The organism is Nostoc sp. DedQUE09 (assembly GCF_034530915.1).
Taxonomy (GTDB): domain Bacteria; phylum Cyanobacteriota; class Cyanobacteriia; order Cyanobacteriales; family Nostocaceae; genus Nostoc.
Genome location: NZ_JAVRCE010000022.1, coordinates 61,406 through 75,992, shown reverse-complemented (window position 1 = coordinate 75,992; position 14,587 = coordinate 61,406). Strand labels below are relative to the sequence as shown.

Annotated in this window: 14 protein-coding genes; 5 read left to right on the top strand and 9 right to left on the bottom strand. The window is 40.3% G+C overall.

Going from position 1 to position 14,587, the window contains the following annotated elements:
- Position 1: 1 nt before the first annotated feature.
- From RMY27_RS16080 to RMY27_RS16055, 6 genes are all read right to left on the bottom strand, one after another.
- The gene (locus RMY27_RS16080) at positions 2–346 is read right to left on the bottom strand and encodes a cupin domain-containing protein (protein WP_322664814.1); all 345 of its coding nucleotides are present in this window, start codon (positions 344–346) and stop codon (positions 2–4) included.
- A 92-nt stretch (positions 347–438) separates the two neighbouring features.
- A complete protein-coding gene (locus tag RMY27_RS16075) occupies positions 439–1,215 on the bottom strand; it encodes a class I SAM-dependent methyltransferase (RefSeq protein ID WP_322664812.1) in 777 nt (258 codons plus the stop codon).
- A 257-nt stretch (positions 1,216–1,472) separates the two neighbouring features.
- Positions 1,473–2,012: a GNAT family N-acetyltransferase gene (locus tag RMY27_RS16070; protein ID WP_322664810.1), complete on the bottom strand. Its 540-nt coding sequence runs from the start codon at positions 2,010–2,012 to the stop codon at positions 1,473–1,475.
- Between the two features lie 40 nt (positions 2,013–2,052).
- On the bottom strand, positions 2,053–2,850 hold the full coding sequence (locus RMY27_RS16065; RefSeq protein WP_322664808.1) for an EndoU domain-containing protein: 798 nt from the start codon (positions 2,848–2,850) through the stop codon (positions 2,053–2,055).
- Positions 2,851–3,113: 263 nt separating this feature from the next.
- A complete protein-coding gene (locus RMY27_RS16060; protein WP_322664806.1) occupies positions 3,114–3,980 on the bottom strand; it encodes an aldo/keto reductase in 867 nt (288 codons plus the stop codon).
- A 421-nt stretch (positions 3,981–4,401) separates the two neighbouring features.
- Positions 4,402–4,602, bottom strand: coding sequence for a heavy-metal-associated domain-containing protein (locus RMY27_RS16055; RefSeq protein ID WP_322664804.1), 201 nt, complete (start codon positions 4,600–4,602; stop codon positions 4,402–4,404).
- A 911-nt stretch (positions 4,603–5,513) separates the two neighbouring features.
- On the opposite strand from RMY27_RS16055, the gene RMY27_RS16050 reads away from it, so the two are divergent.
- Positions 5,514–5,777: a DUF3146 family protein gene (locus RMY27_RS16050; RefSeq protein WP_118171445.1), complete on the top strand. Its 264-nt coding sequence runs from the start codon at positions 5,514–5,516 to the stop codon at positions 5,775–5,777.
- Positions 5,778–5,823: 46 nt separating this feature from the next.
- Here RMY27_RS16050 and RMY27_RS16045 read toward each other — a convergent pair whose 3' ends face one another.
- From RMY27_RS16045 to ntcA, 3 genes are all read right to left on the bottom strand, one after another.
- Positions 5,824–6,279, bottom strand: a complete 456-nt coding sequence (locus RMY27_RS16045; RefSeq protein WP_322664802.1) for a pre-16S rRNA-processing nuclease YqgF — start codon at positions 6,277–6,279, stop codon at positions 5,824–5,826.
- A gap of 147 nt (positions 6,280–6,426) precedes the next feature.
- Complete coding sequence (locus RMY27_RS16040; RefSeq protein ID WP_322664800.1) at positions 6,427–7,917, bottom strand: DUF3084 domain-containing protein; 1,491 nt, start codon at positions 7,915–7,917, stop codon at positions 6,427–6,429.
- Between the two features lie 168 nt (positions 7,918–8,085).
- On the bottom strand, positions 8,086–8,757 hold the full coding sequence (gene ntcA, locus RMY27_RS16035; RefSeq protein WP_017652326.1) for a global nitrogen regulator NtcA: 672 nt from the start codon (positions 8,755–8,757) through the stop codon (positions 8,086–8,088).
- 379 nt (positions 8,758–9,136) lie between these two features.
- Here ntcA and fabI point away from each other — a divergent pair, with 379 nt between their 5' ends.
- The 4 genes from fabI to RMY27_RS16015 all read left to right on the top strand — a co-directional run bounded on the left by fabI (position 9,137) and on the right by RMY27_RS16015 (position 13,843).
- Positions 9,137–9,913, top strand: a complete 777-nt coding sequence (gene fabI / locus RMY27_RS16030) for an enoyl-ACP reductase FabI (RefSeq protein WP_322664798.1) — start codon at positions 9,137–9,139, stop codon at positions 9,911–9,913.
- 81 nt (positions 9,914–9,994) lie between these two features.
- Positions 9,995–10,636: an imidazoleglycerol-phosphate dehydratase HisB gene (hisB, locus tag RMY27_RS16025; protein ID WP_322664796.1), complete on the top strand. Its 642-nt coding sequence runs from the start codon at positions 9,995–9,997 to the stop codon at positions 10,634–10,636.
- Positions 10,637–10,891: 255 nt separating this feature from the next.
- Positions 10,892–11,875, top strand: a complete 984-nt coding sequence (locus RMY27_RS16020) for an ABC transporter ATP-binding protein (RefSeq protein ID WP_322664794.1) — start codon at positions 10,892–10,894, stop codon at positions 11,873–11,875.
- A gap of 498 nt (positions 11,876–12,373) precedes the next feature.
- Positions 12,374–13,843, top strand: coding sequence for a polysaccharide biosynthesis/export family protein (locus tag RMY27_RS16015; protein ID WP_322664792.1), 1,470 nt, complete (start codon positions 12,374–12,376; stop codon positions 13,841–13,843).
- Positions 13,844–14,587 lie beyond the last annotated feature (744 nt).

Here is a 14,587-nt window from a genome sequence, read left to right as displayed (position 1 = left end):
ACTAATTTTTATCTGTGACTTTCTCAGAAAGTGTGAGCAAAAATGTCAAATTTTCTTCCGCTTTTAAGGCATGAGGTGCGTTAGCAGGCATAAAGACAAAAATCCCATGTTCCAGTTGAATATCTTCTCCAGATAAAGTGAGTATACCTCTGCCTTCAATTACATTAATGGTGGCATTCCGAATAGAGGTATGCTCACAAATATCAGTGTTAGCTGCGAGACAAAATAAAGTGTATTGACAAGCATTATCTTTCAGCAGTACTTTACTGAGAACTCCCGCACTGGGATATTGAATTTGTTCTCGTAGTTGAGTAATAAAAAATGGGTTAGTTATGATTTTGGTCATAGTATTTTGGGATGATAAACCGTAAGCAAGGCTGATAATCCTTCAAGGATTATCACTATTTTTCAGGAAATGGTTTTAGTGAATAAATTATGTTACTGAGCAACAGCACACGAAATGATGTAGCCTAATTCGTGTTGGTATTTATGAAAAACTTGGTGAATTTCTAAAACTCGGTTGCGGATATCTCTTTGCGTCAAGACATTCCAGAAGATTCGAGTTGTGTTAAAAAAACCTTCATCTTGAAATATCCGCCCTAAATTCAGTAAATTCATTGAGTCAGTTTGGCATTTCTGTATTTGCAATCCTGCTGTTGCAAAAGCCGTAATCCAGTTGGATTGTGAAAGTGGTGTAGAATTAACTCGAATTACTCGTGCTAAGTCAGCATGAATTTGTTCTTCTTTATCACTGGCTAACAGTTCGTGGGAGAGAAATTTACCTCCCCGTTTGAGCCGATTATGAATTTCAGCTAAAATCTTGGTTTTTCCCAATGGGGATTGCATTGTGAGAATGGCTTCTGCCAATACATAATCAAACTTTCCTGAGATTGCCTCTAGGTTGAAAATATTACCTTCAATTATTTCGACTTGATTTTCTAACCCAGCAGCGCAGATATTAGCACGCGCACTAGCTACACTATCAGGATTTTTTTCAATGCCTACTACTTTCACATGGTAGCTTTTTGCTAAAGCGATCGCACTATATCCAAAGCTAGAACCTAGCTCTAAAACTGTCTCTCCAGGTTGAAAATTTGCCCACTGAAATAATTTCTCGGTGGCTATTCGTCCACCAGGACGTAAATATTTTTTACCCGCTGCTGCTAAGACTTCGTGCCCGTTAGCTGTTTGGAAATTGAGGATAGTATTGGTCATTTGTGCGACCCTCTGAACTTGTCTTATCCTCAATTTCTCAGTAATTTATGATATTGTCTTTGAGGTAGCTCATAGAAGCAGTATTAGAGGTTGTTTGAAAAGTAGTTTGTAATTTTAATCACATTATCACCCCCCTTAATTCACCCGATGCATTGGGGGGAAACAAGAAAAATCTGGTTCCCTCCCCTTTCTAAGGGGAGGGTTAGGGTGGGGTAAAAAATATTTGATACATCAATTATGACTTTTCAAACATCCTCTTAGTTTGCTTTCCATTCATGCTCAAGGAGCGCGTAAAGAAAGTTGTCATACCATTTGCCTTTGATTAACTCTTTTTCCCGCAGATGACCCTCACGACGCATACCAGTTTTTTCTAATACCCTTACAGAAGCAACATTCTCTGAAACACACCAAGACCAGATACGATGCATTCTCAATTCTTCAAAGCCGAATTTTAAAATTGCCTGTGCTGCTTCTGTTGCATAACCTTGTCCCCAATATTGAGTATTTAGTTCATAGCCGATATTTGCTTCCCGCATTTCCGGGTCATTTACACGGATACCACAATTGCCAATCAGACGATTTTCTTCTTTGAGGACAATAGCTAACTGAAACTTAGTCCGAGGTTGCTCTTTTTGCTGTTCGATAAACATCTGGAGAAATTCGCAAACATCTTTCTGTGTGCGTTGTGTCCAGTAACTATAACGCAAGTACAAAGGATTAGATTGATAAGTAAAAACCGCTTGCCAGTCTGCCTCTATAAAATCACGCATTAGCAAGCGGTGTGTTTCTAACATCATGTATTTCTTCTATGCGCTTAGTACAAGCAATCTAATAATTTTAACTTTTACATTTTGCACCTTGAGGAGTAGCATCGGGATAATAGGTAATGATCGCTTTTTCTTTACTTACAAAAACCGTAGTGAAAAACTTTCCCGTTTCTTTGTCACGTACATTATAAATACATGCTTCCTGATTATTACCTTGGAGTTTAAATATTTTGGTGGCATCTAAAAGCATTTCTTCGGCATTACTGAGATATCCATAGCCTTTAATAACATCTATTACTGTGCGATTTTTCTGTTTAATTACTACACCCATTGTATAAATTACATTAGGAATAACTTCCTCTCGTCCTTGATTATTTGGTAAACGTCCGCCTATGCCTTCATTTTGTAACTGTAAATATCTGCCGTAAAAATGCAAGCCACCAATATCTTTGGCGTTATATATTTCGCCACAAAATATATGTTCAAACCCCTGACGTTGGAACCAAATATTTGTTAAATCTTCAAGAAATTGTGCTTTATTCCTACGTCCAGGGCGCAGTTCACCGCCGCTAACTTGCTGAATTTTCTGCAAGACATCTGGGTAATAAGATAACAATTGTTTAAAATTATTAGGACTAACTCTTGTACCAATAGGGCCGCAAAGTTTTAGTACAGCCTTGTCAAAAGGATTGAGCAGCGGTGGAGGTGGCGTGATATCTACCTGTTGCCCTGCGGGAAAGCGAACAGGAACCGGGTTATCAACATTATCAAAAAACGGCAAAAGTTGCGTATTTGATTGAGCCTGAACCTTCACTGAATTTTGCCAGCAAAATGAGGAAACCAGTAGTAAAACAAACAAATTTATCATCTGCTTTGACCTATTGGTTAAAGAATTTGGCTGCATAAATTTTTAGATGAATTACTTATATGGCAATACTAGATCAAGTTTAATTTAAGGGATAGCATACTTTATAAAAAACCCGGTTTTTTTAATAAACCGGGTTGATAAAGTTTTTTAAAAGTCTGTTGGCTTGGAATTTTAAATTATTGATTACCCTGTCTTAAGCTAACTAAACGTGGCAGGTTAATTTTTGGCAACTTTCATTAAATCCACGTTATTTAATGGAATCATTAAGTTGCCCCATCAATTTTTTGCATTTCTTGATCAGATAGTTTCACATTGATAGCTTGTGCTGAGTCTTCAATGCTAAAGACCTTGCTAGCGCCAGGAATTGGCAAAATAACGGGCGATTTGGAACGCAACCACGCCAGAACGATATTGTACACTGATACGCCTTTTTCTTTAGCTAACTGAGCGATCGCAGGAATATCTTGCAAGCCCTGATGGCGGCGCCTACCACCAAAGGGACTCCAAGGTAAAAAAGTCAATCCTTGCTGTTCGCAATATTTCAATACGCCATCATTTTCTGGCTGTCGTTGCCAAGGGCTGTATTGATTCTGCACCGAGACAATATCCACCACATCCTGCGCCCGCTTAATTTGTTCAACGGAAAAGTTAGAAACTCCCACAAATCGAATCAAACCAGCCTCTACTGCTTCTTTAACTGGCGCAAGGGATTCTTCAATGGTGTAATTAGTATCGGGAGAATGGTATTGCCAAACATCGATGGGTTTAGCACCACCCAATGCTTCAAAACTGTCGCGAATTGTTTGGCGCAAATGTTCTGGGTTGCCGTTGCTTGTCCAGTTGCCATCGGGACGCATCAATCCGCCCTTGGTTGCCACAATGACTTGGTTAACATCGCCTTTGTAACTAGTAAGTGCTTTGTGAATTAATCTCTCGTTGTGGTGCTTATCTGACTCATCTTTGCAGTAAGAATCGGCAGTGTCAATAAATGTAATACCCAGATCCAAGGCACGATGAATAACTTGGATTGATTCCGATTCGGGAGGACGATTAGAAATTGACATGGGCATACCACCCAAACCGATCGCACTTACAAAGATACCAGTTTTTCCTAGTTGTTTGGTTTCCATGCTTCTAGCTATAGCTTTCTGCCCCAATTATCTACCAGTTAGTTATTCCTCATAAATCCTCCCTAGTACTTAGAATTGAGGATAAATGAATGTAATTCTTCTTTAAGCTAGGTGTGAGAATACCACATTATTTGACAAGCAACCGTCGTTTCCTCTAACTTCTACCTAATAATGATTACTAATATAAGATTTAGTATTTAATTTTATTCAAGTCATGTTTGATTGCAGTTTTGGTGAATTTAATTCTTGCTCAAGCTTGCCAATATTTAGATTTATTTGCCATCTTATGAGAGGAGAAATAATTGCGATCCAGTAGAGTAATTAATAATATTTACGCCCTGAAAACGGACGTAAATATCATTAATTAATTCTGTTGGCTAACTTATTTTCTCTAAATTTATTAGAAAACTTAAAGATTTAATTAATAGCCCTCTATAGTATAACCAGCAGATTGAACCATCTGTTTAATTGACTCTTCAGAAGCCGCAGCATCTACAGTTACAGTTTTAGTATCAACGTTTACATCTATTTTGGCATCAGACTCCATAGTCAGAATAGATTTAGTAATTTTCTTGGCGCACTCATCACCTTTAATATCTGGAACTTTCAATTGAATTGCCATTACTTACCTCATTACGTAAACTAAAATTTACATTTAAGAAATATAATATCAATTTTAATAGTGAGCGCACATCTTACTTGAGTTAGGGAATTGAGTGTCACAGAAATAGAATAACTAATAGTTATATTTAAATCGTTATTGACAAAATATTTAGGCAGCAAAACCAAAATAAAATACCAAAATATATAAAATTTTTTATGAAAATGTACTTAGTACTACTAAGTTATAAAAAGCCGCTTGTTTAGTTTATTCTGAAGACTCCATCAGACATTAACTCTGTTTTTCTAGGCGTTGCTATTTGACGTAGTTGTTCTTATAGCACTGTCCAATCGTACAAGCGTCTATGCGTAATTCACAAAACCTTTTTATCTCTAGTTTTTAATTTATTGTATGCTTCAGATACTTTTGCCCAACATTTGGAGTACATATAGATTCAAAAAACAGCTATCTTGCGACATAAATATACTGTGGGTTCCCAACAAAGACTTTGAGCGACACAATTATGATAGGAGTGTTGGACACTGCTAATTTGGGTATTGACGATAGAGACTGCTTCACATTGCGAATGGGAACGATTCCTAAAATGTGCCATTAGTTAAAGCGCGATCGCTAGAAGTAACGAAAAAATTAGCATTTTTCGTTTGATTTATTTTCTAATCTCTACAATGAACTGTGACTCTCAAAGACTTGCTAATGCTTTTCTACAAGACGCTACGCGTAGCTTGTTTTCCCGTAGGGGTAAGCTCTCGGTGATTGCGCGACTTCAGGATGCTGAAGTCATTTTGCTCATAAACACAACCTAGTCAACTACAAATACCCACTTTGTCAGTTTGTCTAATTAAGATATGTTTGGTAAATAAAATAAGTAGCCTACATCATCGGCTGTTATTTCACACTTGACATAAAGCATTGTGAGTGCAAAACGTCTGCCAGAAACCATTGCCCATGTCAGAATTACCCGCCAATCCTGGCAACACGGCTTCCTAGAAGGCGAAGTGAATGCGGGTGAGTTTGAGTGGCATTTCCAGTGGCATTTTCGCCGGGGAGAACTTGCCGTCAAGCCTTCCCAAGGCCGCGCCTTAATCAAAGAACCCCTTGGTCGATTTTTGGAGCAACAAGATTATCAGCTAGAGCCTGGAGGAGACTACGCTTTTACGATTCGGGCGGAACTTTAAAAGTTAGGAGTTAGGAGTTAGAGTTAGGAGTTAACGATCTAAGTCCTCACTCCTGACTGCTTAGTGTTGATTCTGTGAGGCGATTTAAGTATCTTTCGATTAAGAGGATGGCAACAATGTCATCTATAGGTCTTGGTGGCTGCCGTAGACCCTGTGGCAATAGCTTTATTAGCCCTTTGGGCGGGAACATTTGCCAATAGCGATCGCGTGCTTCTAAGGTTGTGTAGCGTTCATCCACTAAAATAATACTCAGCGGTTCTGTCAATTCTTGATATAATTTCTGTCTCCACTGTTTGGCTGTAGTTTGGTCGCCCATGACCATCAAAGAGATCGGAAACTTTTGACGCAGTGTCTCAATGGTAGCGATCGCCTCTTTTGCTAACACAACTTCATGATAATACAGTTGCCGATCCAGTCCCATCACCGCTAAACCACACTTATCTCGACCTGGATCAAACCCCAAAATGACTGGTTGCGTTGCTGAAAATTCACGGAAATTCATAATTAATTAAATAAAAATTAGAAATGTACCCTTACAGGGATCTTGCTACGCATAGTATCTGCTAAATAAAAAATTCAGCTACAGCAACTATTTTGACTGCTGTTCAATATGTTTAAATCTTACTAATAACAGTGTGCAAATACTTTTTTAAGTACTAAAAATAATTTTTCCGTTAACTATTGCCACCAATTTTACTCTTAATGGCCCAGCTGTATAAGTGTCCTCTGCTGCGATCGCTTTGATCTCTAAGGGTTGATTATACTGTCTTAATTGGCTGACAAAGCGCAGAAAAGTCCCCTCTACTTGCACATTTTCGACAATTCCGGCATTACGGGCACGAAATTGGGAAGCAGAAATCAGTATTTCTAGCCGCTGCTGTAACTGATAAGATGTCATGGTTTTGGAATCAGCAGTAGTGGTGGCTAGCACCGCGCCTCCCGAAAAAACCAATTGATTCTGGGCTGTATCCGCGAAAAATTCTATCTGCTTTTCTCCTCTGACGTAATTACCAGCAGAGAAAATTCGCACGACGTATTCTTGACCATCGCCAATCTGCTTGCTCAATTGATCGACCCTATCCTGGGTCACGCGTAGCAGCTCTAAATTTGCCGGATTTGCACCAGGCTCGCTTAATTCCAGGTTGGCGTTGCGATTGGCTTCTTGTAAAAGTTGTACCACTGCCTGACGAGCAGCAGCAGGCTGAGTAACACGAATTACAGCAGCGGACAAAACTTGACCACGAACTAAGGCCAGCTTACCCAAACGCAGGTCGCGGTAGGACTGATAATATTTTTCCAGCCTGGCAACTTCCTGTTCTAGTTCCTCCTGTTGTGTTTCCAATTCTTTGAGGCGTGATTCCCGTTTGGCAATCACTTGCTCTCGTGCTGCAACTTCTACATTACGTTTTTGAATTAGTTGATCCAGTTGGGCAATTTTTTGATCGCGCTGTTTTATGGCTTCTTGACGGTTAGCAAGTTCGCGATCGCGTTTTTCAATTGCTGTTTTGGCTTCGTCAATGGCTTTTTTCGCTTCCGCATAGAGTCTTTGACGTTCTGTCTTCAATAGTTCAACTGCCGCCTGTAGTTCCTTTCTCTGGTTATAAACACTTTGTAATTCAGCTATGGCTTTTTGGTATTGAGTTACAACCCGATCTAGCTGACCTTGAGTGCGTTGGAGTTGAGTTTGAGTTTGGGCTTGTTGACTAATGGTGCGGTTCAACTGGGCTTGCGTTTGCCTCTGTTTAGCATTCGCCGCCTGCAAGGATTGATTAATTGCCTGTAAGTCCTGTTGTGCTTTTGCTTGGGCGATTCTTGCTTGATTTAGCTCGCCCTCTACCTGACTTTTCTGAGTTTCTGCGGTTTTTAGCTGTTCCCGTTTCTGTCGCAGGTCTGTTTGAATATCTTCTAACTCAAAGACTCCTTTGCGCAAGCCTTCGTCAGCAGCGAATAAAATCCCTAAAGTTGATGCGGAAATCAAACCACCAGTAAAAATTGTTACTAGTACAGCAGTGTTTTTCGGACGAAGCTTAAAAAGTGAGAGGCGGGCTTTGCCAACTCGTGTGCCGATGCGATCGCCCACGGTGGCAATTACGCCTCCCAGAATCAAAATTGCTGCGATGAGGATGTATCCGGTGGTCATCTTTAGCTACCGAAATCCTTCCAGATACAGCCTACTACTTTTAAGCATTGTCTGGAAAGAAGTGGGAATTGGCAATAGCTGAAATTATTCAATTTTAGATTTACCTCTAGCTATTAGTGTCATTTTTCAAAATAGAACACGCGCCGATTCCCCTTTCTCCAATTGTTTTTATGTGAACTGCCTACTTAAGGTAACAGGTTTATGTACAGTAATCTTCTTTTTGTGGATAGAAATCATCTTTTTCTCACGCAAATCTCCTAGTAGCCTAGTAACGGTAACACGAGTTGAACCAATTGCCTCTGCGATCGCTTGATGAGATAATTTCAAATCAATAGTGATCCCATCTGCACAAGGAACCCCAAAATCCCGGCAAAGAATTAGTAAAAAACTCACTAACCTAGAACCCATATCTCGGTGAGCAAGAGTTTCAATCATCATCTCTGTTTGTAAAATGCGCGAAGACAGACCTCGCAGCATTAACATTGATAATTCTGGATTTTCCTTGAGTGCTTGTTCCACTTGTTCAATTGGTGCTGACAGTAATTCCGCAGGCGTAAATGCAACCGCATGGTAAAACCGATCCGACTTATTTCCTGTCAGCAATGACAATACACCAAAAACACTATTTTCCCGCAGCAACGCTACCGTTATTTCCTCTCCTGCCTCGTACACCCTGGAAAGTTTAACAGCACCTTTCAAAAGAAAATAAACTCGTTCGGCAGGATCGCCAGGAAAAAAGATCGTTTTATTGCGTTCAAACGTTTCCACAACTGGCGGAAACGCCCCGGTCGCCATCTGACGAAAAACATTTGCTAGGGCTTTATCTTGTGTCACGATCATCTCCCTTCCCCTACCCAATGCCGGAAAAACAAAAACTGATTACCTAAGAATACACCCGAAAAATGAATAAAGCACCGTCAACCTTTTTGTACTTTCCTATACTCAAACTAATCTCTTCATAACTCTTTGTTTATAATGATACATAATTGTTGATCCTTTCAGCTACAACTTGTTGATAAGTAGTTCCAATAGCTGTATTCAAAAGGTTTTTTGAAGAACAAATAAAGATATCTTGAGAATATCTTTATAAAAAATCAAGATTTTTGTCACAGCAAACACCCTTATCAATATTCATTTTTGTCAATCCTGTATAAAACAAAGACTAAACGTGCCTCAGATTCTAGTATGCTCCTAATGATCGATCGCATTAACAATTTCTATGCTAAATCTGACTGGAAAAAATGCCCTTGTTACAGGTATTGCCAATAACCGCTCGATCGCCTGGGGGATAGCCCAACAGCTGCACCTCGCCGGAGCAAACCTGGGTATTACCTACCTGCCGGATGAACGCGGCAAGATGGAGAAAAAAGTCGCCGAGTTAGTAGAACCTCTTAAGCCCAGCTTATTTCTACCCTGTAATGTCCAAGATGACGAACAAATTAAATCTACCTTTGCGGCAATCCGCGAACAGTGGGGAAAGCTAGATATCCTCATCCATTGTCTAGCCTTTGCTAGCAAAGACGATTTAAGTGGAGATTTTAGCCAAACCTCTCGTTCTGGGTTCAACACCGCTTTAGAAATTAGTACCTACTCGCTGGTGCAATTAAGTGGTGCAGCGAAACCTTTGATGACAGAGGGAGGTAGTATCGTCACCCTGACATATTTAGGTGGTGTCAGAGCAATCCCCAACTACAATGTTATGGGAATTGCCAAGGCGGGGTTAGAAATGAGTGTGCGTTACCTAGCTGCTGAACTAGGGTCGCAAAATATCCGCGTGAATGCCATCTCCGCAGGCCCTATCCGCACTTTGGCATCTTCAGCAGTGGGTGGAATTTTGGATATGATTCATCATGTAGAAGAGGTAGCTCCCCTACGACGCACCGTCACTCAGCTAGAAGTAGGCAATGCTGCGGCTTTCTTGTGTAGTGATTTGTCCAGCGGCATTACCGGACAAATTCTCTATGTAGATGCAGGATATGAAATTATGGGAATGTGACGCGATAAAGTTAGGAGTTAGGAGTTATGAGTTATGAATTTTTAACTCCTAACTCCTAACTCTTAGCTCTTTCCACTCCCCATGCAAACAACCAATCGCCAAGTTAATTCAAACTACGATCGCTTAACCCAAACTCCTCGGATTGCCACTGTTCACCGCACCACTGGTGAAACTAATGTGCAAGTTACCATCAACCTAGATGGTAGAGGAACTTGCACAGCAGCAACAGGTATTCCGTTTTTGGATCACATGTTGCATCAAATTGCTTCCCACGGGCTGGTTGATATAGATGTCCAAGCCAAGGGAGACTGGGAAATTGACGACCATCACACCAATGAAGATGTAGGCATTACTTTAGGGCAAGCTTTTAACCAAGCATTAGGCGACAGAAAAGGCATTGTTCGCTTTGGTAATTTTCTTGCACCGCTAGATGAAGCCTTAGTTCAAGTAGCGCTAGACTTTTCTGGACGACCTCACCTCAGCTACGGCTTGCAAATTCCTACTCAGCGGGTAGGAACCTATGACACCCAACTGGTGCGAGAATTTTTTGTGGCTTTGGTAAACCATAGCCAGATGACACTGCATATTCGACAACTGGATGGCATTAATTCCCATCACATCATTGAAGCGACATTTAAAGCCTTTGCAAGAGCAACACGGCAGGCAGTGGAAATTGACCCCCGACGTGCTGGCTTAATTCCCAGTTCTAAGGGAGTTCTATGAAAAGAGTCAAATTGGGGATTGATCATTTGTCATTTGTCATTAGTCATTGGGAAAGAGGAGGCAGAAGGCAGAAGTTCTTTAATTTTGAATTTTGAATTTTGAATTTTGAATTGATTTCTCCCCTGCTCCCTTGCTTCTTCTCCAGTCCCCAATCCTCAGTTCCCGATAATTGACACACAGCTTGGTGATGGTTATTATCAGCCTACCGGGTAATTTTTAATTCATACCAAGCTGATAAATAGTGATTTAACCGAGATGAAGTCTGTTGCAGATGACCCTAATTCTCAACTTAATACGACAGACACTCCGCCAGTAGTCCTAACTTCTGAGTTGCGAAAAGTCTATCGCACTGGTTTTTGGCTAAATCAAAAAGTCGTATCTCTCAAAAACTGTTCTTTAACGGTTTACAGAGGCGAAACCTTTGGGTTGCTGGGGCCTAATGGTGCTGGTAAAACCACCCTTTTAAAATTATTGCTGGGAATTATTCATCCCACCTCTGGACGAGGATTATTGTTGGGTAAACCCATAGGCGATCGCAGTGTTAAGCAACATATCGGCTATCTACCAGAAAATCCTTATTTGTATGACTATCTCACTGGCTGGGAATTTTTGCAGCTAGCTGCTGGACTATTCCAAATTCCCCAGAGTGTCCAACGCCAACGCATTCCCCAACTGCTGGAATTAGTGGGTTTATCCCAAGCCGATGCCCGTAAAAAGCTGCTGCGTCGCTATTCCAAAGGAATGCTACAGCGTGTTGGTATGGCACAGGCACTAATTAATGAGCCAGATTTAGTTTTTCTGGATGAACCAATGTCTGGTCTTGATCCGGTGGGACGCTACCAAATGCGAGAAATTATTCTGGCCCTCAAAGCTGCTGGGAAGACGATTTTTTTCAACAGCCATATTCTTAGTGAAGTAGAACAGATTTGCGATCGCATTGCCATCCTCGCTCAAGGTGAACTAATTTGCTCTGGTTCGCTCAATGAACTCTTAGGCGGTAAAAACACATATCACGTCAAAGGTCAAGGTGGCGACTGGGAAATTCTCAAAAAATGGATACCCACCCTCATATTTGAGCCTGATGGTTCCTGGCACGGTACACTACAAGATGATTACTATGATTTTCTTGCCAGTCTTCGTCTCATGGAAGGTAAAATTATCGCCATGAACTTATCACGTCACTCCCTAGAAGAATTTTTTATTCAACAAATCCAAAGAAAAAACAACTTCTTGAATTAGTTTTGTTGCCAAATAGTAAATTGTCGACTGGGTTGAAGAACAAAACCCAAAATTCTGCTTTTTTGAGTTCTCTTCGCCCAACACAACCTAAAAAAATAAAATTTCGACATCTTTTCAAGGTTATTTGTATTTATTTAATGAACTTGTTCCTAATTTCAGTAGTCCCTTACTACTCATCGCAGATTTTAAATGTCATCAAATTAACTTTGACAATAAAAATTTATTAGTGACTACTTGATTGTTGGCTAATAGACAATTTATTGTAGAAACTGGGTTTATTTGCGTAAATCCTATATTTTTTGATATTACTCTATTCAAGCAACATTAACTTTAAGCTAACTTCACTAAAAATTTAACTTCAATAAACAAATTTCCTCCGGAAAATAACACTTTTCTAGGAAAATAAGAGTGTCGGGGAACTTGAATACTTAGGTATAGTCAAAATAAAAATGTTTAGACAGTACTTTATTGATCGTAGTTTCAGAGTCTTAGGTAAATATGCTTAACAAAAGTTTGTCTAAATTCTTAATTCAGCCAGCTGTAGGTATGGCTTTGTTAACTGCTGTCAATGCCGCTGTGTCATCTGCCAGTCTAGCTCAGGGACAACCATTACCCCCAACTACACAACCACCAACCACACAAACACTATTAGATACTAATTATTCATTAGGAGGCGGCGATCTCATCCGTGTAAATGTATTTGAAGTACCTGAATATACAGGTGAATACCAAATTCCCCCAGGTGGAGCAATCAACCTACCTTTAATTGGCAGTGTGTCGGTACTAGGGCTAACAACTGAACAAGCTTCTGACGAAATAGCTAGAAGATATGCTCGCTTCCTCAAACGCCCCTTAATCTCAGTCAATCTGTTATCCCCTCGTCCCATCAATATTTTCGTTGCTGGAGAGGTGACACGTCCTGGAGCTTACACTCTAAACTTGAGCGGAGGCGCCGGGAACAATCCAGGCGTACAATACCCCACTGTATTAGCTGCATTAACAACAGCGCAGGGAGTGACTTTAGCTGCGGATGTGACTCAAGTTCAATTACGGCGTAGAATAGGACGTTCTTCAGAGCAAGCTGTCACCCTCAATTTGAAAGAATTCATTCAAACAGGCAAGTTATCGCAGGATATTACTTTGCGGGATGGAGACACTATAGTTGTGCCAACAGCAACCAACTTCAACGTCGCAGAATCTCGCAATATATTTGCATCCAACTTTGCCGCCAGTCAAACGACACCCCGCACAGTAACAATTATTGGTGAAGTTAACCGTCCTGGTTCGTATCTTGTCACCCCAGCCAACGCAGATGCACAGGGGGGCACAACCACTAACAGTGGTACTACCACTCCTAATGGTTTACCAAATGTGACACGAGTTATTCAACTAGCTGGCGGAATTACAGCACAAGCTGATGTGCGTAATCTCAAGCTACGCCGACCTACAAGAACTGGCTCAGAACAATCTATAGATATTAATCTTTGGCAACTGTTACAGAGTGGTGATGCCAATCAAGACATCATTGTGCAAGACGGAGATACGATTGTTATTCCGACGGCAACTGAAATTATCCCCGCAGAAGCTACTCAATTAGCTACCACTACTTTGTCTCCTACACGGATTCAGGTTGGTGTGGTAGGCGAAGTTAAAAAACCAGGTCTAACAGACGTTCAGCCAAATAGTTCTTTAAATCAAGCTATACTTGCTGCTGGCGGATTTAATGATGCCAGAGCTAGTAGTAGTGCTGTTGATTTGATTCGCCTCAACCCTAATGGTTCTGTCACTAAACGTATAGTAAAAGTGGATTTCTCCGCTGGGATTAATGAGCAAACTAATCCCATACTCCGCAATAATGACGTTGTAGTAGTCAACCGATCTGGTTCAGCTAAGACTGGCGATACCGTCAACACCATAACTGGACCTCTAGGTGTTATTTTTAATCTTTTGAACTTATTTGGACTTTAGTTTAAGAGATAGATGCAAATTGGGGACGTTGGGCAACCCTCTTCGTCCCTAAAATTGCACTATCCTTTAATCAAAAGCAAGTTACACATGGGGGATGCTCCAAAAGGCATCGATTTTTCCAAATTGTGTTTTAGGGACTTGCAAAAAATAAATTATCCCAAATTATTTCTAGATTTCTCGCAGCCCAAGGCTTTGCGCCCCTACTACGGGATATTTTTTTACCTGGAAGTTTCTTATAGCGGCTTCATACTGGTAGGACAAGTCTGCTATAAATAGCTGTGATAGCCGCTCTCTTCTGATTTGCCAATGTTCTAAGCTATCTGACCACTTCTATATATCCGTCATTATAATAATTCTAAGTAATATTACTCATATAGAAATACTGGAAACTTTAAAACTCTTACTGTAGCTTCATAATGTGCATTGATAGGCTTTTGAAATCTTTATTGTAGTACTCGGATTTTTTATGATAATGAGAATATTTTAGAAAGCAGATTCCTTAAATACTAGTCTATAACCTATTTTTAGCCATTTAGTGATTATTATTATCATAAGAATTATTTAAGTAAATTAACTAATTGATGACAGATATACTATTTTAACCACAGATACCGCCTATACACAGTAGAATGATGTCGAATTGGAAATGACGCCATTTGTACGGTTGCTTGGTGTTCATGGCTAGGGTAACTCTGGATACTGATATTTTTGATTCAGTGATTTTATCGGATGTTTGCGATTTTT

Bases quoted from the DNA above. Each gene is read 5' to 3' on its own strand.
- RMY27_RS16055 (WP_322664804.1), bottom strand. From the start codon at position 4,602: ATGGCAATTCAATTGAAAGTTCCAGATATTAAAGGTGATGAGTGCGCC.
- RMY27_RS16060 (WP_322664806.1), bottom strand. From the start codon at position 3,980: ATGGAAACCAAACAACTAGGAAAAACTGGTATCTTTGTAAGTGCGATC.
- hisB (WP_322664796.1), top strand. From the start codon at position 9,995: ATGCAAACAACCAATCGCCAAGTTAATTCAAACTACGATCGCTTAACC.
- RMY27_RS16020 (WP_322664794.1), top strand. From the start codon at position 10,892: ATGAAGTCTGTTGCAGATGACCCTAATTCTCAACTTAATACGACAGAC.
- ntcA (WP_017652326.1), bottom strand. From the start codon at position 8,757: ATGATCGTGACACAAGATAAAGCCCTAGCAAATGTTTTTCGTCAGATG.
- RMY27_RS16015 (WP_322664792.1), top strand. From the start codon at position 12,374: ATGCTTAACAAAAGTTTGTCTAAATTCTTAATTCAGCCAGCTGTAGGT.
- RMY27_RS16065 (WP_322664808.1), bottom strand. From the start codon at position 2,850: ATGATAAATTTGTTTGTTTTACTACTGGTTTCCTCATTTTGCTGGCAA.
- RMY27_RS16070 (WP_322664810.1), bottom strand. From the start codon at position 2,012: ATGATGTTAGAAACACACCGCTTGCTAATGCGTGATTTTATAGAGGCA.
- RMY27_RS16080 (WP_322664814.1), bottom strand. From the start codon at position 346: ATGACCAAAATCATAACTAACCCATTTTTTATTACTCAACTACGAGAA.
- RMY27_RS16045 (WP_322664802.1), bottom strand. From the start codon at position 6,279: ATGAATTTCCGTGAATTTTCAGCAACGCAACCAGTCATTTTGGGGTTT.
- RMY27_RS16040 (WP_322664800.1), bottom strand. From the start codon at position 7,917: ATGACCACCGGATACATCCTCATCGCAGCAATTTTGATTCTGGGAGGC.
- RMY27_RS16075 (WP_322664812.1), bottom strand. From the start codon at position 1,215: ATGACCAATACTATCCTCAATTTCCAAACAGCTAACGGGCACGAAGTC.
- fabI (WP_322664798.1), top strand. From the start codon at position 9,137: ATGCTAAATCTGACTGGAAAAAATGCCCTTGTTACAGGTATTGCCAAT.